Here is a 20,652-nt window from a genome sequence, read left to right on the forward strand (position 1 = left end):
CCCGTCGTCCCGTCAGCTGCGTCGGCCACGGGCGGCGCTTGTGCCGCCTCTCGCGGAGGGCACGCGGAAGAGCTCTCAGCGGGAAACCCGGGCCGGCCGGAAAGGTCTCGACGATGCCCCGCCGGTGTCCGGCCGTGGGGTGGTGCAACCGTAACGGCGGTCGTCACCGATGTCTTTGGCCGCGGGTCGCCGAATGATGACACATGGACCCGGCTCACATGCGCGGGACGCCTTATGACGCCTTACTTCGAGAAGTACCCTCCTCGATTCGGGAGCGACGCATGAACAGGACCGACTCCAGGGAGACCGCCGCCGATCTGGCCGCTGACGCCGCTCTCCTTGAGATCGCCGAGGGCCTCGGCCTTTCCACCCTCCTGGACCGGGCCTCGCCCTTCACTCACCACGAGGTGATGGCCGCTGCCGACGTGCCGGAGTCCGGTGCCACGGCGTTTCTCGACGCACTGCTCTGCGCGGGACTGGTGGAGCGGGGCGAGGACCCGCACCATTTCCTGCCCTGCTCCGACATGGCCGACCGCCGGTACGCGGCCGGCTACCTCTCCTGGGCGCTCAATGCGAACCGCCCGTACATCGACAACGCGACGTCGTTCCTCCGCGAGCCGGCGGCGGCAGGCGCGCAGTACCAGCGGGACGGGCGCCGGGTGGCGGTCTCGTCCCGCTGGATCGGGTCGTACGGCTTCTACCCCGGCGTCATCTCGGAGATCACCGGCCGCAAACCGCGGCGGATCGTGGATCTCGGCGCGGGAGCCGGCGGTCTGCTGATCCATCTGCTGACCGCGCTACCGGACAGCACCGGACTGGCACTGGACCTCAGCGCGGCGGCCTGCGAGGAGGCCGAACGAGCCGCCCGGCGGGCCGAGGTGGGCGATCGTCTCGAAGTGGTGAACCGCTCGATCGAATCGCTCGTGGAAGATCACTCGCCGGTGCGGGACGCGGACGTCGTGCACGCGGGATTCGTGATGCACGACGTGGTGAGCAGGCCCGATGTGCTCGACGGCGTTCTGCGCGCCTGCCGGGCGTCGATCGCGGACGGGGGGTGCCTCGTGGTGACCGACGCGGTGCCCTACGTCGCCGATCCGAGGGAGCGGAGCTTCAGCGCGCTCTTCACGTACCTGCACTCCAGCTCGATGGACGTACGGCTGCCACCCGAGGAGGAATGGCGCGCCGCGTTCGGTCGGGCCGGGTTCTCCGACGTGACCAGCACACCGCTGCGGATGCCCGGCAGCCGGATGTTCGTGGCCGCCGGATAGGACGGGAGCGCTGTGAGGATGTCGGCCGAAGACACCGTGGCAAGGGCGAGAGCCCTCTACGAGGCGCGCGCGAAGCGGGTACCCATCGCGCCGTTCACCGACGCGGACCCGGCTTTGGGCATGGACGACGGATATGCCGTCCAGCGTGAACTCGTGCATATGCTCGTCGCGGACGGCGACCGCGTCGTCGGGTACAAGGCGGGCCTCACGTCCGCTCCGATGCGGGACATGTTCGGCGTCGACACGCCGGACTACGGCCCCGTGCTGGCCTCCACCGTGTACGCCGACGGGGCGACGGTGTCGTGCGACTCGTTCATCGCGCCCAAGGTGGAGGCCGAAATCGTCTTCCGTCTCGGCTCGTCCCTCACTGGTCCCGGTGTCACGCTGGAGCAGGCGCGCGGAGCCGTCGCGGAGGTCATGGCGGGGCTGGAGATCGTCGACTCCCGGATCGAGAACTGGCGCATCGGACTCGCCGACACCATCGCCGATCTCGCGTCGAACGGTGCCGTCGCTCTGGCCCGGCCCGTCGTCTCCACCGCGGGCTGCGACCCCCGTCTGATCGGCATGGTGTTCTCGCGCAACGGCGAGATCGTGGCCACCGGCGCCGGCGCCGCGGCCCTGGGAGATCCGGTCACCGTCGTGGCATGGCTGGCGAACGTGCTCGGCGAGCGCGGGGTGTCCCTGGAAGCCGGGCAGCTGATCATGACGGGGGCGCTCCACGCCGCGGTCCCGATGAGTCCCGGGGACACGTTCATCGCCGAGTTCGACCGCTTGGGCTCCATCACTCTGCACGTGGACGGCCCCTAGGCAACCGTCCTTCGGACCGGAACGCCGTACCCGGGCTCGTCAAGGCGGGTCTGCTCACAAGGAAGGGCGGTACAGCCATGAGCAGTACAGCCAGAGGGAGAAGCGGACGACTATCCGCGGCGGTGCTCGGCGCCGGCCTCATCGGAGTCGACCTGGCGGCCAAGATCATGCGTTCGCGTTCCCTCGACTGCCGACTGGTCGTGGCACGCCACGACGACACACCAGGTCTACGGCACGCGGCCGGGCTCGGGCTGCCGACCGCGACGGGCGGCGTCCAGTCCCTGGTCGACGCTCCAGACCCGTTCGACGTGGTCTTCGACGCCACCAACGCCGCGTCGCACGCCGAGCACGCGGAGCGGTTGAGGCCCCTCGGGGCGATGCTCGTCGATCTGACGCCGAGCAAGGTGGGGCGGATGGTGGTCCCGACTGTGAACGGGGCGGACGTCCTGGACCACGGCGACATCAACATGATCAGTTGTGGCGGTCAGGCGTCGATACCGATCCTGCACGCGATCGCGCGGCAGCATCGGGTCGACTACGTCGAGGTGGTGACCACCGCGGCCAGTCTGAGCGTGGGCCGGTCCACCCGGCTGAATCTCGACGAGTACATCGAGACCACCCAGGACGCGGTCCGTGACTTCACCGGGGTCAAGGACGTCAAGGCGATCCTCAACGTGAGCCCCGCCAGGCCGCCGGCGACCTTCCGAGTCGCCATGTCCGTGCTGGGGGAAGAGCTGACCGCGGAATCGGTGCGCGCGGCCGTGGCGACCGCGACGGAGCAGGTCCGGGCATTCGCCGGTGGCTTCGAGGTCGCAGCGTGCGTCGTGGACGACGGGAAGGCCCTCATCGCCATCGAGGTCGCCTCATCCGGTGACCGCATCCCGCGGTACGCGGGCAACCTCGACATCATCAACTCCGCCGCGCTTCACGTCGCCGAACTGTACGCGGCGTCCCACCTCTCGACTGCCGGCGCGGTGATGTCGTGATCCGGACGGCAGACAGGGAGAGCGGCGGGCGGAAGCCGGTTCTCGTCCATGATCCGACCCTGCGCGACGGACATCACGCGGTCCGCCACAACCTCGGCCCCGACCAACTGCGCGGGTACGCGGCCGCCGCGGACGCCGCGGGTGTTCCGGTGGTCGAAGTGGGGCACGGCAACGGCCTGGGCGCGTCCTCCCTCCAGGCCGGCCAGGCTCGGCTCGGCGACGACGAGATGCTGTCCGTCGTGCGGGAGGCCCTGCCGAACAGCAGGATGGGCGTCTTCATGATCCCCGGATGGGGCACCGTCCAGGATCTCAAGAAGGCCATCGCCCACGACGTCGACGTGGTGCGGATCGGCACGCACTGCACCGAGGGGGACCTCGCCGAGCGGTATCTGGGTTTCCTCCGCGACGCCGGTGTCGAAGCGCACGGCGTCCTCCTGATGAGCCACATGGCCAGTCCCCGGCAACTGGCGGAGGAGTGCGCCCGGCTCGTGGAGTACGGGGCGAGCGGGGTGGGGATTCTCGACTCCTCCGGTCATTTCCTCCCGGCAGACGTGGCGGAGCGCATCGGCGCCATCCGCCACGCCGTCGACGTACCGGTGATGTTCCACGGTCACAACAACCTCGGCATGGCCGTGGCCAACTCGGTCGCCGCGGTCGAGGCGGGGGCGAGCATCGTGGACGCCTGCGCCCGGGGCTTCGGAGCGGGAGCCGGCAACACCCAGCTCGAAGTCCTGGTACCCGTGCTGGAGCGGATGGGATTCGCCACGGGCATCGATCTGTACGGTCTCCTGGACGCGGCGGACATCGCCGGACGCGAGCTGATGCCCGCCCCGCCGGCCATCGACTCCGTCGGTGTCGTCAGCGGCCTGTCCGGAGTGTTCTCCGGATTCAAGAACCGGGTCCTCGACATCTCCCGGCGCGAGGGGGTCGACCCGCGCGACGTCTTCTTCGAGCTGGGCGAGCGCCAAGCGGTGGCCGGCCAGGAAGACCTCATCGTGGACGTCGCACTCGCCTTGCGCGAGGGGGCCCACAGCGGTCGGCCCGCCGGGGAATCGCGGGCTTCCGGTCAGGTGTGACAGCGAAAGAGGAACAAGCCATGTACGAGGTACTCAAAGGCATCCTGGTGGGCGACCTCCAGATGAGGGAGGAAGAGGTCGTGCCGACGGCCGGCCGCGAGGAGGTGGGTCTCGACTCCCTCACGGCGGTGGAACTGGCGGCGCTGCTGCACGGCCGGCTCGGCATCGAGATCCACGACTACGAGCTGATGGACGCCGCCACGATCGCGGATGTCGTACGTCTGCTGGAGGAGCGGCTGCCGCACGCCGGAGTCGAGGCCGCCGAGGGGCGCCCCTGAGTCCGTCCCGCGACCGCCGGATCACCTGCCAGATCACGACGCACTGGCCTCGCGTGCTTGGGAGCCCCTTTGTCCTTGCCTCGACTCCGCACGGTCCTCGGCCGTCTCACCGCGTACCAGCCGACCGAAGGGGTGCATGCGGCAGCGGCGCGCACACGCCCGCTGTCGGCGAACGAATCTCCCCACGGCCCGCTGCCAGGCATCGTAGAAGCGATCGCGGCGGCGGCTTCGACGGTGAACCGCTACCCCGACCCGGGGTGCGGCGAGCTGACGCGCGCGATCGCGCGAACGCACGGCATCACGGAAGACAGGGTCGTGGTGGGCGCGGGGTCAGTCGCGCTCCTACAGACGCTGCTGCAATCCGTCGGCGACCCCGGCACCGAGGTCGTCTACGCCTGGCGGTCGTTCGAGCTCTATCCCGTTCTCGCCGACCTCGCCGGCATGCGCTCCGTGCGGGTGCCCCTGGTCGAGGAGGCGCACGACCTCCCGGCCATGGCCGACCGGATCACCGACGCCACCCGACTGGTCCTCATCTGCAATCCCAACAATCCGACGGGCACGGTGGTCGCCAGGGAGGAGCTGCGGAAGTTCCTGGCGCGCACCCCGCCGACCTGCCTGGTCGCCCTCGACGAGGCGTACTACGAGTACGCGCGCGAGCCGGCCGCCTCAAGTGGCCTGGACCTCGGCGAGGCGCACCCGAATCTCGTGGTACTGCGCACGTTCTCGAAGGCGTACGGACTCGCCGGCCTCCGGGTCGGCTACCTCGTGGGCGATCCCCGCGTGGTCGAGCAGCTGCGCAAAGCCTGCCTCGTCTATGCGGTGAACGGGATCGCGCAGCGAGCGGCCGTGGCGGCCCTCGGCCTCGAGGACCAGTTGCTGCGCCGCGTGGACGCCACGGTCGCGGAACGCGGTCGAGTCCGGGACGCCTTGGTGGCCCATGGCCAGGACGTTCCGGCCGGCCATGCCAACTTCCTCTGGCTCCGGCTGGGCGATGCCTCGGCCGCGTTCGGCAGGTGGTGCACGGACAGGGGCGTCGCCGTGCGGACGTTTCCGGGCGAGGGCGTGCGCGTGTCGATCGGCCGCGCCGAGGACAACGACGCCTTCCTCGCCGCATCGGCCGAATGGCTCACGCACCCCTGGTGAGCCAACCCCGCGAAATGGCTCACTCAGCCGATCAGAAAGGCAGAGAACGGTGCATCAGAGCACTACGACGCGGCCCGACCGGGTGGTTGACGACAGCTCGCTGTCCCGCCACGTGGTCGTCGCCCCGGGCATGTGCAGTGGCGGATCACTCATCTTCGGTCAGATCGGGGACTGGACCTGGGAGGCGGTGGCTGCCGCCTGCCACACCAATGTTCACGCGGCCCGCACCTCCGAGGGGCAGCCTGCCTACCTGTCCTTCTACTACTTCCACGTACGCGGCGGGGACGTCGTCCATCCACACGGCCTCAGCTTCGGCGATGAACTCCAGGTGACCTCCCGGGTGTTCGAGTTCGGCAGCCAGTCGGTGATCACGCTCCACCGGCTCGCGCCGGCGGGGCTGGGCCTGGCCGACGCACCGTTGGATCCCGCGGAGCTGTACGAGCGCCCCCATCCGGACTGTCTCTACGCCGAGAACTTCAACCGCTGGATCGCTCGTAGCCGCCCGAGCAGCAACCGGCAGTTGTCCCAGGTCGCGCCGCCGGACTTCTCCTACAGCGGCCTCCCCCGGCTGCCCAACTCCCACTCGCCGCGCACCCTCGTCGGACGCGCCCGCGAGACGGGCAGCTTCTACTCGGCGGGGCCGCCCGGCCTCGCCGCGGCCGGGCCGGCCCACACGTCCGAGTACACGCTGGACGTCGTGCGCGACCTCAACGGTGCCGGGCTGGTGTACTTCGCCTCATACTTCTCGATCTTCGATACGGCGCTGCTGCGCGTATGGCGGTCGCTCGGCCGTGGCGACGAGCAGTTCCTGCGGCGCAAGGTGGTCGACCAGAAGGTCGGGTACTTCGGCAACGCCGACCCCGGCGCGGTGTTCACCATCACGGTGCGCAGGTGGCGCAGCACGGCACAGCCGCGGATCGAGATCGCCGACATGACCATGTGTGACTCCGGCACGGGTCGTCTGCTCGCCGTCGCCGGCATCGAGATCGACGTCGACGCGTCCTCCGCGGACGCGTCGACGTGACATCCGCCCTCCGGACCGGTACCAGCACCGCGCTCGACCGCTACCCGGCGACGAACCCGCGGAAGCCTTGCCGCTCGTACTCGAACTCTCCGAGCTGTCGCGCGTCCCCACCGGCGCGCCGCTCCAGGAAGCGAAGCATCGGCCCGGTCATGGCGGTGGTCACCAGAGCCATGAGAATCATCAGGGAGTAGAAAGAGGCGTCGATGACGCCCAGTTCGAGACCCGCGGTCAACAGCACGATCTCGGTGAGACCGCGGGTGTTCATCAACGCGGCCAGGGCCGTCGACTGGAGCCTGGGAATCCCGCTCAGCCGCGCACCCGCGAAGGCACCGAGGAACTTTCCGGCGAGTGCCACGAGCAGGATGAGGACCAGTTCCCCGAATCCGGCGAAACCGATCCCGGAGAGGTCCACCCGCACTCCCGACAGGACGAAGTACACGGGCAGCAGAAGAACACTGCTGATCGACTCGATGTGTCCGGTGAGCTCGGACCCGACATCCGCCCGCTCAGTGCGGGGTGTCACCGTACCGAAAAGGAAGGCCCCGAAGATGAAGTGGATCCCCACCCACTCGGCGGCCCAGCAGGAGAGCATCAGCCCAGCCATGACGGCCACCAGTGGGCCGGTCGTGCCCCCGTTCCCGTCCACTGCGGTGAACGCCCGGCGCAGCAGCGGGCGTACCAACGTCACCATCGCGGCCAGGCCGAGGGGCACCAGCAGCAACCGCGCCTGACCGGTGCCCCCGTTGACGGTCACGACGAGGCCGAGAAGCAGCCAGGCCAGAACGTCGCCGATCCCCGCGCCGGCCAGGGCGATGCCACCGAGACGGGTGCGGTCCAGTCCGCGGTCGGTCAAGATCCTCGCCAGCACCGGGAACGCCGTGACCGACATCGCCGCGCCCAGGAAGAGCACGAAACCGGTCTGGCTGTGCACGTGGTGATCGCGGACCAGGTACAGCGCGAGCAGCACACCGAGGACGAAGGGCACCGCCACGGAACAGAGCGAGATCCGAAGGGCGACCCGCGCCTTGCCACGCAATTCGTCGAACGGCAGCTCATAACCGATGACGAACATGAACAGGGCGAGGCCGACGTTGGCAAACGCCGCCAACAGCGGGCGAGTGTCCGCGGGGAACAGGAAATCCGCGAGGGCACCCCCGAACAGCGATGGCCCGATGAGGATTCCGGCCAGGATCTCCCCGACCACCGCAGGCTGTCGCAGGAGACGGGCCCCGGCACCGAACAGCCTGCCGAGAACGAGGACGGCGACGAGGCCGAGGAACAACCACTGAACCTGGTGAGTAGTCAGCACATGGGGTCCCGTCCCTCAGGAAGCGGGCTGTTCAGGGTGAGCCCAGTGCATGCCGTCGGGTGACTCGACCAGACCGCCCTCGTACAGGGGAGCGTCCCCCACGCTCTCCCCGAAGAGCGCCTGGACCTGAACCCGGGATCCCTGCCAATGGATCTTCCGCGACCGCTCCAGCAGATCCGCCCTGCGTTCCTGGCTGACGGAGGGCGCGGTACCGATCAGCGCCTCCTCATTGGACGCGCCGCCGCCCACCAATTCCGCGAATGACTCCGCCGCCGGGGCAGAACTCCCGATGACACTCTTCGCTTTACGGAAGTACGCGTGTTCGTCCTTCTGTAGGTCGTAGAAAGCGACCAGGAAGTCGTGGAATACGTCGTACTCCCTGCGGTAACGGGTTTCGTACTCGCGGAAGCAATAAGCCTCGTCGATGGCGCCGCGCAGTGTGGTGTTGATCGATCGGGCCGCCAACAGGGCACTGTATGTGGACAGATGAACGCCGGAGGAGAAGAGCGGGTCGATGAAGCAGGCGGCGTCGCCGACCAGCACCATGCCGGGCCGCCAGAAATTCTCTTGAATGTAGGAGTAATCCTTGCGGACGCGGACCTGCCCGTACGGCCCCTCCGTGACGCGCTCCGCCTCCGACAGGTAGTCGGCAATGAGCGGGCACTCGTCGATCAGACCCTCCAACACCTTGTCCCGGGGCCCGTCCTGGAGGCGTGCCAGCGCCTCACGCCTCAGCACCGCACCGACACTGGTGAGCTCATCGGAGAGGGGAATGTACCAGAACCAGCCGAGATCGAATGACGCGCAGGTGATGTTGCCCGTCCAGGGGGCAGGCGCTCGCCTTCCGCCTGTGAAATAGCCGAATAGGGCGATGTTCTGGAAGACGTCCGAGTACTTGCGCGCACCGCCGATCCGCTTGTGTATGCGGCTCTTGTTTCCCGAGGCATCCGCCACGAACCTGGCACGGACCTCCCGCCGGACGCCTTCGGCGTCGTCGTACCGCACACCGCAGATCCGGCCCTCCTCCTCGAGAACGCCCACGACCTCGCTGCGTTCACGGACGTCCACACCCTTGCTGCGGGCATTGTCCAGGAGGATCTTGTCGAACTTCATGCGCTCGACCTGGTAGGCGTAGGAGGTCGGGCCCGAGAACTTTTCGGAAACGGAGAAATCAAAGGTCCAGGGCTCAGCGTTGAGCCCCCACCGGAAGGTACCTCCGTGCTTCTTCATGAAGCCGGAATTCGCCAGCTCATCCGTGACTCCGAGGAGGCGGCAGATCCCGTGCACAGTGGATGGGAGCAGCGACTCGCCGATCTGGTGCCGCGGGAACTCCTCCTTTTCCAGGAGCAACACCCGATAGCCCTGGAGTGCCACTAGTGTCGAAAGCGTGGATCCACCAGGACCACCCCCGACGACCACTACGTCATAATCTGACTGAACAGCAGAATTCACGCCTTTCGCTGCCTCTCATATCGTTCGCCGGTGGGCAGGGGTTCTCCAAATCTCTGCCATCATCACGCTCGGCAGTGAGCCCGGCATCGGCGAGAGCCACCGTTACACAACGTGTCTCAGCCCGCGTCGGTCGCGACCGACGCCGTCATGCCCGGTCTCGTGGCCGCAGCCGGGGCCTCGGTCGCTTGGGGGGAGCCGCGTACGTGGCGAGCAGGTAGTCGGCCAGAGCGGTCGGCGTGGCGTGGGCGAACACCGTCGCGGCGGTGAGCTGGATGCCCGTGGCCGCGCCGAGCCGGTTGCGCAGGCGCATGGCGGTCAGGGAGTCGAATCCCACCTCCGTGAAGCGGCGGCCGGGGGCAATCGCGTCCACGCCGGTGTGCCCCAGCACGGCGGCGGCATGGGCGCGCACGAGTTCCAGCAGCTCCCGGCTCCGTTCGGTCTCGGGCAGGGATCGGAGGCGCCTGGCGAGGGCGGCCGGATCCCCGGCCCGCGCCACGTCGGTGTCGTCGGCCGCGTCAGTCATGAGCTGCCGCACTTCCGGGATGCCGCTGAGCAACCGTTCCAGGGGGCGGGCCTCGAACGCACCGATGAAACGCTGCCAGTCGGCGTCGACGACGACAGAGGTCTCGCCCTCCGCCAGTGACCGCTCCATCGCCCTGAGAGCCGACCGCGGGTCCATCGGGGCCAGACCACCGCGCCGGACGTCGTGGCCGGCCTCGCCGCTGCCGACGGCCATGTCTTCGTCGGCCCATGGCCCCCACGCCACCGAGGTAGCCGTCAGCCCCTCGGCCCGCCGCTGCTCAGCCAGCGCGTCCACTAGCGCGTTCGCCACCGCATAGTTCGCCTGCCCGGCAGAACCCACGACGCCCGCCAACGAGGAGAACAACACGAACGCCGAGAGCCCCAAGTCCCGCGTGACCTCGTGCAGATGCCACGCCGCCTCGCTCTTCGACCGCAAAACCTCCTCGAACCGCTCCACGGTCAACCCTTCCAGCACCCCATCGTCCAGGACCCCGGCCGTGTGAACGACTCCTGTCAACGGCGCCTGCGCCGCCACGCCCGACACCAGCTCAGCCACGGCCATCCGGTCACCCACGTCGCAGGCCACCAACTCCACCCGCGTACCCAGCCCCTCCAGTTCCTTGCGCACGTCGTCCGCCCCGTCGGCACCGGGGCCGCGGCGGGACACGAGAACCAAGCGCTCGGCGCCGGCGCGTGCCAGCCACCGCGCCACGTGCCGGCCCAACGCTCCCGTACCGCCGGTGACCAACACGGTCCCCGAAGGCCGCCACCCCGCACCGCGGTGTCCGCCCGCGGCGGCCCGCACCACACGGCGGCAGAACACACCCGCGCCCCGGACCGCCACCTCGCTCTCCCCCGAGCCGCCGGCGAGCACCCATGCCAGACGATCCGTGACCCACCCGTCCAGCACGTCCGGCAGGTCCACCACCCCACCCCAACGCTCCGGGGCCTCGAGACCGACCACACGTCCCAGACTCCACACCCCGGCCTGCTCCGTGCTCCGCACCCGCTCCGCGCCGTTCACCGACATGGCCCCGCGCGTGACGCACCACACCGGGGCCCGCACCCCCACCTCGCCCGCCGCCTGCACCATGGCCAGCGTCAACGCCACCCCCAGCGGCACCGACCCATGCACCGCGTGCCGTCCCTCCGCGAGCGCCAGCAGCGACAGCACGCCGACGATACCCGCGTCGCCGGCCCGTGCCAGCGCCGCGCGCAACGGTCCGGCCACCGCGTCGCCGTCCGTGGCGCCCGACGCCAGTTCCACGACCACGGGGGACGCCCCGCGCTCCGCCATCGACTTCACGACGTGCGACACCCACGCGTCCCCGGTGTGCTCCTGGGGGACGACCACCAGCCACGCCCCCGTCAGCGTGCCCGTCCCACCGCCCACCGGCGACCACGCCACCCGGTAGCGCCAGGCGTCCACCGATTCCAGCTCCCGCCGACGCCGCCGCCACGCCGACAGCACCGGGAGCACCGCCGCCAGCGACTCACCAGCGCCGTCTCCGTCCTCGACCGACAGCTCGCTCGCGAGCGCGCTCGCGTCACCACGCTCCACCGCCTCCCAGAAACCGGCGTCCGCCAGGCCCCCGGGCATCGCGTCACCGGCTGTCGTCGCAGCGGTCTCGGCGGTCGAGCGCAGCCAGAAGTGCTCCCGTTGGAAGGCGTACGTGGGCAGGTCCACCCGCCGCGGCGACGAGCCGCCGGCAGCGATGACGGTTGCCCAGTCCACAGCCACGCCCCGCACGTACGCCTGGGCGAGCCCGTCGACGACGGAGCCGGTCTCGTCCACGTCCCTCCGCAGGACCGGCGCGAACACCGCATCGGGCAGGCACTCGTGCCCCATTCCGGAAAGCACACCGTCGGGACCGAGTTCGACGAACGTCGTCACTCCCTGCCCGGCCAGGGCCGCCAGCCCATCGGCGAAGCGCACCGTCTCCCGCACATGCCGCACCCAGTAATCAGGCGCGCACAACTCGTCGGCCGAGGCCACCGCGCCCGTCACATTCGACACCACCGGAATGCGCGGCGCGCGGAAGGAGAGCCCGTCCACCACCTCGCGGAACGGGGCGAGCATCGGCTCCGTCAACGGCGAGTGGAAGGCGTGCGACACCCTCAGCCGCTTCGCCTCCACGCCCCGTTCCGCCAACACCCCTACCACCTCGGCCACCGCCGCTTCCCTTCCCGAGAGCACGACGGACCCGGGGCTGTTGACCGCCGCGACGCTCACCTCTTCCGCATACGCCGCCAGCAGAGGCAACACCTCCGCCTCCGCCGCCCGCACCGACACCATCACCCCGCCCACAGGCAACTCCCCCATCAACCGACCCCGAGCCGCCACCAACGCACAGGCGTCCTCCAACGACAACACCCCGGCCACATGTGCTGCCACCACCTCCCCCAACGAATGGCCACCCACGAAATCCGGCCGCACACCCCACGACTCCACCAGCCGGAACAGAGCCACCTCAACCGCGAACAATCCGCACTGCGTGAACTCCGTCCGGGCCAACGCGTCCACGTCCCCGAACACCACCTCCCGCAACGACCGGTCCAGCAGGGCGTCGAACCGCGCGCACGCGGCGTCGAAAGCCTCCGCGAACACCGGGAAGCTCTCGTACAGCTCCCGCCCCATGCCGATGCGCTGGCTGCCCTGCCCCGAGAACAACACCGCCGACGTCCCGTTTTGAAGAACGGCGCCGCGCACCACACCAGCCGCCGGTTTGCCCGACGACAAAGCCGCCAGGCCCGCCAACAGCCCATCACGCCCCGCCGCCACCACCACACCACGGTGCTCGAACACCGACCGGGACGTCACGAGTGACGACGCCACCTCCACGGGCGACAGGCCGTCATCAGCCCGCACGAACTCCGCCAAACGCTCCGCCTGGGCGCGCAACGCCATCTCCGACCGCGCGGAAACCACACACGCCACCACACCCGCGTCATCCGCTGACGCCTCTGACGCCTCTGACGCCTCTGACGCCTCTGACGCCTCTGACGCCTCTGACGCCTCCACACGCTCCTCCTGCGGAGCCTGCTCCACGATCACATGCGCATTCGTCCCGCTGATCCCGAAGGACGACACACCCGCACGCCTCGGCCCTCCCTCCGCGGGCCACTCCACCGCGTCCCGCAACAGCTCCACCCCACCGGCCGACCAATCCACGTGCGGCGTCGGCTCGTCGATGTGCAGCGAGGGCGGCAGCACACCGTGCCGCAGCGCAAGCACCACCTTGATCACGCCGGCCACACCAGCGGCCGCCTGGGTGTGCCCGATATTCGACTTCAACGACCCCAACCACAACGGCCGACCTCCGCCCGCCCGTTCGCGCCCATACGTCGCCAGCAACGCCTGCGCCTCGATCGGATCCCCCAGCCTCGTCCCCGTACCGTGCGCCTCCACCGCGTCGACTTCCGCCGCCGACACCCCCGCATCCGCCAGCGCCGCCCGAATCACCCGCTGCTGCGACGGACCGTTCGGCGCCGTCAGCCCATTGGACGCACCATCCTGATTCACCGCGGAACCACGCACCACCGCCAGCACCCGATGCCCCCGCCGCCGGGCATCGGACAACCGCTCCACCACCAACACCCCCACCCCCTCGGCGAGCGATGTCCCGTCCGCGCCCGACGCGAACGCCCTGCACCGCCCGTCGGGTGCCAGACCGCGCTGCCTGCTGAAACCCATGAGCGGGCCGGGATTCGGCATGACGGCGACACCGCCGGCCAGCGCCAGGTCGCACTCGCCCTGACGCAGCGACCGCACCGCCAGATGCAAGGCCACCAGCGACGACGAACACGCCGTGTCCACCGTCACCGCGGGCCCTTCGAAGCCGAAGGCGTACGCCACGCGCCCGGACAGGACACTGGCCGCGTTCCCCGTCATCAGGTGGCCTTCGGAACCCTCCACCGCCTCGTGCAGCCGCGGGCCGTACTCCTGGTAGTGGGAGCCGACGAAGACACCTGTCCTGCTGCCGCGCAGCGACGACGCGACCAGCCCGGCGCGTTCGAGCGCCTCCCACGAGGTCTCCAGCACCAGACGCTGCTGCGGGTCCATCGCCAACGCCTCACGCGGTGAGATCCCGAAGAACTCCGCGTCGAACTCGCCCGCGGCGTAGAGGAACCCGCCCTCACGCGCATACGTCTTACCGGGCGCGTCGGGGTCCGGGTCGTAGATGCCGTCGAGGTCCCATCCGCGGTTGGTGGGCAGTCCGCCGATCGCGTCCCCACCGGAGACGACGAGCTGCCACAGTTCCTCCGGGGACATCACGCCGCCCGGGTAGCGGCAGCTCATCCCGACGATCGCGATGAGGTCGTCGTCGGACGTGCCATCGCTTCCGCCGACCGGGGAGGACGTCGCCGCCGCGCCGTCGGCGTCGGCCTGCCCCACCAGTTCGGCCATGATGTATTCGCTCAGTGCCTTGCTGTTCGGGTAGTCGAAGGCCAGCGTGGCGGGCAGGCGCAGCCCGGTCGTCGCACTCAGCAGATTGCGCAGCTCGACGGCGGTCAGCGAGTCGAGACCGAGATCCTTGAACGCCCGGTCGGACTCGACCGCGTCAGGCGTGGCGTGCCCCAACACGGTCATCACCTGCGCGTGGATGAGCTCCAGCACGGTGTGGCCGCGGTCGGCGGCACTCATGCCGAGCAACCGCTGCCGCCATTCGGTGGCCTGGTCGACCGCGCGGAGCGCTTCGGCATGGATGAGGGCGCGTCGTGCGGGGATCGACCGTCGTATGAGTCCCTTGAGCATGGCGGGCACCGCGGTGCCGGAGGCGGCCGGGGCACCGGTGTCCAGCCGGGCGGGTACCACCAGGCTCTCCGCCAGAGTGTGCGCCGCGTCGAAAAGCCGCAGCCCCTCGTCGGACGAGAACGGCACCACACCGATTCGCGCCATACGCGACAAATCCGCCTCGCCGAGGTGCTCCGTCATACCGGAACGCTCGGCCCACATGCCCCACGCCAACGACACGCCGGCCAAACCCAGAGCACGACGATGCGCGGCAAGCCCATCCAGAAACGTATTCGCCGCCGCGTAATTCGCCTGCCCCGCCGAGCCCAATACACCGGCGGCCGACGAGAACAACGCGAACACCGCGACATCGTGGCGCCGCGTCAACTCATGCAGATTCCACGCCCCGGCCACCTTCGCCCGCAGCACCGCGGCAACCCGCTCCGGCGTCAGCGACGCCACGGTCCCGTCGTCCAACACCCCCGCGGCATGAACCACGCCCGTCACACCACGCCCGCCGGGCAACCGCGCCAGCACCTCCGCCAGGGCGTCTCGATCCGCCACATCGCATGCGGCGACGGTCACCGACGCCCCCATGCCCGTCAGCTCCGCTTCGAGCTCCGGCATGCCCTCGCCCGCCGAGCCACGTCGGCTGACCAGCAGCAAGTGACGCACCCCGCGCTCAGCCACCAGATGCCGAGCCACCAAACCGCCCAACACGCCCCCCGCCCCCGTCACCAGCACAACCCCCTCCGGATCCAAGGCGGCCGGAACGCTCAACACCAATTTCCCCACATGCCGCGCCTCGCGCATGAACCGATACGCCTCACCCGCCCGGCGCACATCCCACACCCGCGTCGGCAATCGCTGGAGCGCACCCTGTTCGAAAAGGCCGACGATCTCCGTGAGCATCTCCCCGACGCGCTCCGGCCCCGCCTCCATCAAGTCGAACGCCCGGTATGTCACACCGGGGTGCGCCGCCGCCACCTCGTCGGCGGACCGCACGTCCGCCTTCCCCATCTCAATGAAGCGCCCGCCCTCGCCGAGCAGCCGCAGCGAGGCGTCGACGTACTCACCCGCCAGGGAGTCCAGCACGACATCAACACCACGACCACCCGATACCGAGCGGATCCGCTGCTCGAACTCCAGCGACCGCGACGACGCCAGATGCGCGCCGTCAACTCCCAGACCGCGCAATACGTCCCACTTACCAGGGCCGGCGGTGGCGAAAACCCGAAGGCCGAACACCCGCGCCAGCTGCACCGCCGCCATCCCCACCCCACCGGCCGCCGAGTGCACCAGCAGCGACTCACCGGGCCGCACACCCGCCAGCTCGCGCAACGCGTACAACGCCGTCACGAACACCACCGGAACGGACGCGGCTTCGGCGAATGACCAGCCGTCCGGGATCCGGATCAAGGTGCGGTGGTCGGCCACCGCCAGCGGCCCGAAACCGCCGGTCCACAGGCCCATCACGCGATCGCCGACGGCGCAGGACTCGACCCCCGGGCCGGTGGCCACCACGACACCGGCTCCTTCACTTCCCATCAGCGCCCGGTGGTCCGGATACATGCCCAGCGAGATGAGCACATCGCGGAAGTTCAGTCCCGCCGCGCGCACGGCGACGCGCACCTCGAACTCACCCAGTTCACGAGCCGCGTCCCCGGCCGTCGCCAGGGTCAACCCCTCCAGCGTCCGCTCCCTCGAAGGCTCCAGCCGCCATGGCTGTCCCTCCGCCACGGGCACCAACACTCCACTCGCCGCGCCTTGAGCCAGGCGCGGCACCAGTACCTCACCCCTGCGCACGGCCACCTGGGGTTCCCCGGTCAGCACCGCCTCGCGCAGGGCGTCCAGCGAAGCGCCGGCGTCGTCCACGTCCAGCAGGACCAACCGCTCCGGGTGCTCGGCCTGCGCCGAGCGCACCAGTCCCCACACCGGGGCCGCGGCCAGATCACGCACATCCTCACCGGCCTCGACCGCCACCGCGCCCCGCGTGACCACGACCAACCGCGACCCGGCGAACCGCTCCTCCGCCAGCCACCCCTGTACCAAGCGCAGAACCCGGTCAACCGCCGCGCTCACCCCGGACACGACGCCCCGATCACCAACAGAACAAGCGCATACCACCACAACATCGGGCACGCACTCGCCCACCTCATCGAAATCCGCGAACCCCTCCGCCCCCAGCACCTCGGTCAGCCCCAAATCATCCTCGCCGACCAACGCACACCCCTGTACTCCAACCTCCAGCCCCGCGGCCGGCGACGCGGGCACCCACTCCACGCGATACAACGACTCCCCCACGCCGGCAGCGGCCGCGAACTCTCCCTCCCCCACCGGACGCGTCACCAAGGCGTCCGCCGACGCCACCGACACTCCCGCCCCGTCGGCCAGCACTACCGACACCGCGCCATCGCCGGCCGGCGCCAGCCGCACCCGCACCACCGAAGCCCCGACCGCGTACAACGAGACACCACTCCACGCGAACGGCAACCGGACTCCCCCGGTATTCGTATCGGTGTCCGTACCGTGGTGGACCGACCAGACGTGGAGCGCCGCGTCCAGCAACGCGGGATGTACCCCGAACCGGCTCGCCTCGGTTCGTACGTCTTCCGGCAGCGCCACTTCGGCGAAGAGCTCATCACCCCGGCGCCAGGCAGCCCGCAGTCCACGAAACGCCGGGCCGTACGCGAGCCCGGTGACCGCCAGCCGCTCGTAGAGCCCTGCGGTCTCGACCGCCTGGGCGCCGGTCGGCGGCCAGACGCTCAGATCCGCGGAGGCCGCCGCCGGGCTCAGCGCGGCGGTCAGTGTGCCTCGCGCGTAACGCGTCCATGACTCGCTCGGCGCGTCGTCGCGGCGCGCGTATACGCTGAATTCGCGGTGTCCCGCCTCCTGCGGCCCGCTCACGACCAGGTGCACCTGGACCGCGCCCTCTTCGGGCAGCACCAACGGCGTTTCGAGCGTGAGCTCTTCCAGCCGATCACATCCGGCGGCGTCTCCCGCCCGCAACGCCAATTCGACAAACGCCGTGCCGGGCAGGACGACACGGCCCAGCACCGTATGGTCGGCGAGCCAGGCATGGGTACGAAGCGACAGGCGGCCCGTCAGCAGCAGACCATCGGAGTCGGGCAAGGGAACGACGGCTCCCAGCAAGGGGTGCCCGGCCGAGGCCAGCCCTGCCGAGGCCAGCCCGGCCGACGACACGTCATCGGCCTCAGTGGTCTCGGACTCCAGCCAGTAGCGGCGACGCTGGAAGGCGTACGTGGGCAGGTCCACACGGCGCGCACCGGTACCGGTGAACACCTCCCGCCAATCGACGTCGGCGCCACCCACGTACGCCTCGGCCACAGACTTCAGGAACCGCGCCGGCCCACCTTCGTCACGGCGCAGTGACCCGACCACCGTCGCCCGCGTTCCGTGGTCATCAGCTGTCTGCTCGATCCCCATGGTCAGTACCGGATGGGCGCTGACCTCCACAAACACCTGGATACCCTCGCCCAGCACAACCCGTACCGTCTCATCGAAGCGGACCGTCTGCCGCAGGTTCCGATACCAGTAGGCGGCATCCAACTCCGACGTATCCAGCACCCCGCCGGTCACCGTCGAATAGAACGGCACCGCCGACGACCGCGGAGCGATCCCCGCGAGGTCGCGAAGCAACTCGTCCTCGATCGCCTCCACATGTGCGGAGTGCGAGGCGTAATCCACCGGAACCCGGCGTGCCCGTACTCCGTCACGTTCGCACCGCACCAGCAGTTCCTCGAGCGCGTCGGTGTCACCCGACACCACCACGGCCGAGGATCCGTTCACCGCCGCCACCGACAGCCGTTCGCACCACGCGGACAGCCGCTCCCGCACCTCGGCGACAGGAAGGCTGATGGACACCATGCCGCCTCGGCCCGACAGTGCCCGCAACGCCCGACTGCGCAGCGCAACCACGCGTGCCGCGTCCTTCAGCGACAACCCGCCCGCGACACACGCGGCCGCGATCTCCCCCTGGGAGTGACCGATCACCGCCGCCGGCACCACGCCGTACGAACGCCACAGCTCGGCCAATGACACCATGACCGCCCACAGCACCGGCTGCACCACGTCCACCCGGCCCAACCAGCCGTCCCCGTCGGTGCTCCGCAGGACGTCCAGCAGCGACCAGTCCACATACGGCGCCAACGCGACGGCGCACTCGCCGATCCGCTCCGCGAACACCGGCGAGGAGTCCAACAGTTCCGCCGCCATCCCGGCCCACTGCGATCCCTGTCCCGGAAAGACGAGCGCCACCGCGGTGCCGTGTCGTGCAACGCCCGTGACGAGCCCCGGAGTGTCTGGGTCCGCGACGTACTTCTCCAGCTCGTGTACGGCGCCCGCGTGGTCCGGCGCGAGGACCACCGCGCGGTGGTCGAAGACGGTCCGGGTGGTCCCGAGGGCCAGGCCGGTGTGGACCGCGGCAACCCCCGAATGCCTTCGCGCATGGTCCAGCAGCCGGGCGGCCTGGCCGCGCAGAGCCGCCGCGGACCTGGCCGAGAACACCCACGGGACGAGTGGGAGCGATGCCGAGGCCACCGCGGGCGGTACGGCGTCGTCATCCGATGCGCCGTCCGCCTCGCCCTCCAGCGGGTGGGGCACCTGCTCGATGATGGCGTGCGCGTTGGTGCCGCTGATGCCGAACGAGGAGACACCTGCCCGGCGCGGTCGCTCACCCGGCTGCCAGGGGGTGGCCTCGGTGAGGAGCCGGACGTGGCCGGCCGACCAGTCGACGTGCGGCGACGGCTCATCGACATGCAGGGTGGGCGGCAGCACGCCGTGCCGCATGGCCAGCACCGTCTTGATGACACCGGCCACGCCCGCGGCGGCTTGGGTGTGCCCGATGTTGGACTTCACCGACCCCAGCCACAACGGCCGGTCTCCGTCCCGGTCGCGACCGTACGTGGCCAGCAGCGCCTGCGCCTCGATCGGGTCGCCCAGCGTCGTACCCGTACCGTGCGCCTCCACGACGTCGACTTCAGCCGCGGTGAGCCCCGCGTCCGCCAACGCCGCCCGGATCATCCGCTGCTGCGAGGGACCGTTCGGCGCGGACAGCGCGCTGCTGGCCCCGTCCTGGTTGATCGCCGTGCCGCGTACGACGGCCAGCACCGGATGGCCGTTGCGGTGCGCGTCGGACAGCCGCTCCAGGAACAGCACGCCGGCGCCTTCGGCGAGCCCGAAGCCATCCGCGGCGGCTGAGAAGGGTTTGCACCGGCCGTCCGGGGCGAGCCCGCGCTGCCGGCTGAACCCGATGAAGGTACCGGGCGTGGACATGACCGTGACGCCGCCGACCAGCGCGCCGGAGCACTCGCCTTGGCGCAGGGACCGTACGGCCAGGTGCAGGGCCACCAGTGAGGACGAGCAGGCCGTGTCCACGGTCACCGCGGTACCCTCCAGCCCGAGGGTGTAGGCGAGGCGTCCGGACACGACGCTGAGGGCAGTGCCGGTCATCAGGTGTCCCTCGACACCGTCGGTGGCCCTGTGCAGGCGCGGACCGTAGTGCGGGGTGACGGTTCCGATGAAGACGCCGGTCCGACTTCCCTTGAGCGACGCGGGATCGAGGCCCGACCGTTCGATGGCTTCCCACGACGTTTCCAGCAGCAGCCGCTGCTGCGGGTCCATCGCCAGCGCCTCACGCGGCGAAATCCCGAAGAAGTCGGCATCGAAGTCCCCCGCGTCGCTGAGGAAACCGCCTTCGCAGGTGTAGGAGGTACCCGGCCGGTCGGGATCCGGGTCGTACACGGCGTCGACGTCCCAGCCACGGTCCTCGGGAAAGGCCGTGATCGCGTCCTGTGCACCGGCCAGCAGCTCCCAGAACTCCTCGGGAGTCCGCACACCCCCGGGGTAGCGGCAGCTCATCCCGACGATCGCGATCGGCTCGTGCGCCGCCGCCTCCACTTCGTGGAGGCGCTGTCGGGTCTCATGTAGATCGGCGGTCACCCGTCGGAGGTAGCCGAGGAGCTTTTCGTGGTCCGACATCAATACCTCACGGGATTGAGCTTCGGGAGCTTGGGTGTACGACGTGCGGTCG

At 70.0% G+C, this 20,652-nt stretch carries 10 protein-coding genes; 7 read left to right on the top strand and 3 right to left on the bottom strand.

The features are described from left to right. Window positions 1-281: 281 nt before the first annotated feature. The 7 genes from KHP12_RS07850 to KHP12_RS07880 all read left to right on the top strand — a co-directional run bounded on the left by KHP12_RS07850 (window position 282) and on the right by KHP12_RS07880 (window position 6,582). A complete protein-coding gene (locus tag KHP12_RS07850; protein ID WP_211832168.1) occupies window positions 282-1,268 on the top strand; it encodes a class I SAM-dependent methyltransferase in 987 nt (328 codons plus the stop codon). Window positions 1,269-1,286: 18 nt separating this feature from the next. Next, on the top strand, window positions 1,287-2,075 hold the full coding sequence (locus tag KHP12_RS07855; protein ID WP_086883767.1) for a 2-keto-4-pentenoate hydratase: 789 nt from the start codon (window positions 1,287-1,289) through the stop codon (window positions 2,073-2,075). A gap of 77 nt (window positions 2,076-2,152) precedes the next feature. Further along, window positions 2,153-3,061 carry an acetaldehyde dehydrogenase (acetylating) gene (locus KHP12_RS07860; protein WP_086883766.1) on the top strand — a complete coding sequence of 303 codons (909 nt, stop codon included), beginning with the start codon at window positions 2,153-2,155 and terminating at the stop codon, window positions 3,059-3,061. Continuing rightward, window positions 3,061-4,137, top strand: coding sequence for a 4-hydroxy-2-oxovalerate aldolase (dmpG, locus tag KHP12_RS07865; RefSeq protein WP_372455291.1), 1,077 nt, complete (start codon window positions 3,061-3,063; stop codon window positions 4,135-4,137). Before KHP12_RS07860 ends, dmpG begins: the two co-directional genes overlap by 1 nt. Window positions 4,138-4,157: 20 nt before the next feature. Then, window positions 4,158-4,415, top strand: a complete 258-nt coding sequence (locus tag KHP12_RS07870) for an acyl carrier protein (protein ID WP_086883764.1) — start codon at window positions 4,158-4,160, stop codon at window positions 4,413-4,415. A gap of 75 nt (window positions 4,416-4,490) precedes the next feature. Beyond that, window positions 4,491-5,558, top strand: a complete 1,068-nt coding sequence (hisC, locus tag KHP12_RS07875; RefSeq protein ID WP_210608734.1) for a histidinol-phosphate transaminase — start codon at window positions 4,491-4,493, stop codon at window positions 5,556-5,558. 49 nt (window positions 5,559-5,607) lie between these two features. After that, complete coding sequence (locus KHP12_RS07880) at window positions 5,608-6,582, top strand: LnmK family bifunctional acyltransferase/decarboxylase (RefSeq protein WP_244203042.1); 975 nt, start codon at window positions 5,608-5,610, stop codon at window positions 6,580-6,582. A gap of 40 nt (window positions 6,583-6,622) precedes the next feature. Here KHP12_RS07880 and KHP12_RS07885 read toward each other — a convergent pair whose 3' ends face one another. The 3 genes from KHP12_RS07885 to KHP12_RS50825 form a co-directional block, all read right to left on the bottom strand. Next, on the bottom strand, window positions 6,623-7,891 hold the full coding sequence (locus tag KHP12_RS07885) for a cation:proton antiporter (protein WP_244203041.1): 1,269 nt from the start codon (window positions 7,889-7,891) through the stop codon (window positions 6,623-6,625). Window positions 7,892-7,906: 15 nt separating this feature from the next. Then, window positions 7,907-9,343 (bottom strand): tryptophan 7-halogenase, encoded by a 1,437-nt coding sequence (locus tag KHP12_RS07890; RefSeq protein ID WP_086883493.1) that lies wholly within the window; start codon window positions 9,341-9,343, stop codon window positions 7,907-7,909. Window positions 9,344-9,488: 145 nt separating this feature from the next. Continuing rightward, window positions 9,489-20,600 carry a type I polyketide synthase gene (locus KHP12_RS50825; RefSeq protein ID WP_246648470.1) on the bottom strand — a complete coding sequence of 3,704 codons (11,112 nt, stop codon included), beginning with the start codon at window positions 20,598-20,600 and terminating at the stop codon, window positions 9,489-9,491. Window positions 20,601-20,652: the final 52 nt, after the last annotated feature.

The sequence above is a fragment of the Streptomyces asiaticus genome, from assembly GCF_018138715.1.
GTDB classification, from domain to species: domain Bacteria; phylum Actinomycetota; class Actinomycetes; order Streptomycetales; family Streptomycetaceae; genus Streptomyces; species Streptomyces asiaticus.

Bases quoted from the DNA above. Each gene is read 5' to 3' on its own strand.
- KHP12_RS50825 (WP_246648470.1), bottom strand. From the start codon at position 20,600: ATGTCGGACCACGAAAAGCTCCTCGGCTACCTCCGACGGGTGACCGCC.
- KHP12_RS07860 (WP_086883766.1), top strand. From the start codon at position 2,153: ATGAGCAGTACAGCCAGAGGGAGAAGCGGACGACTATCCGCGGCGGTG.
- KHP12_RS07870 (WP_086883764.1), top strand. From the start codon at position 4,158: ATGTACGAGGTACTCAAAGGCATCCTGGTGGGCGACCTCCAGATGAGG.
- KHP12_RS07855 (WP_086883767.1), top strand. From the start codon at position 1,287: ATGTCGGCCGAAGACACCGTGGCAAGGGCGAGAGCCCTCTACGAGGCG.
- KHP12_RS07850 (WP_211832168.1), top strand. From the start codon at position 282: ATGAACAGGACCGACTCCAGGGAGACCGCCGCCGATCTGGCCGCTGAC.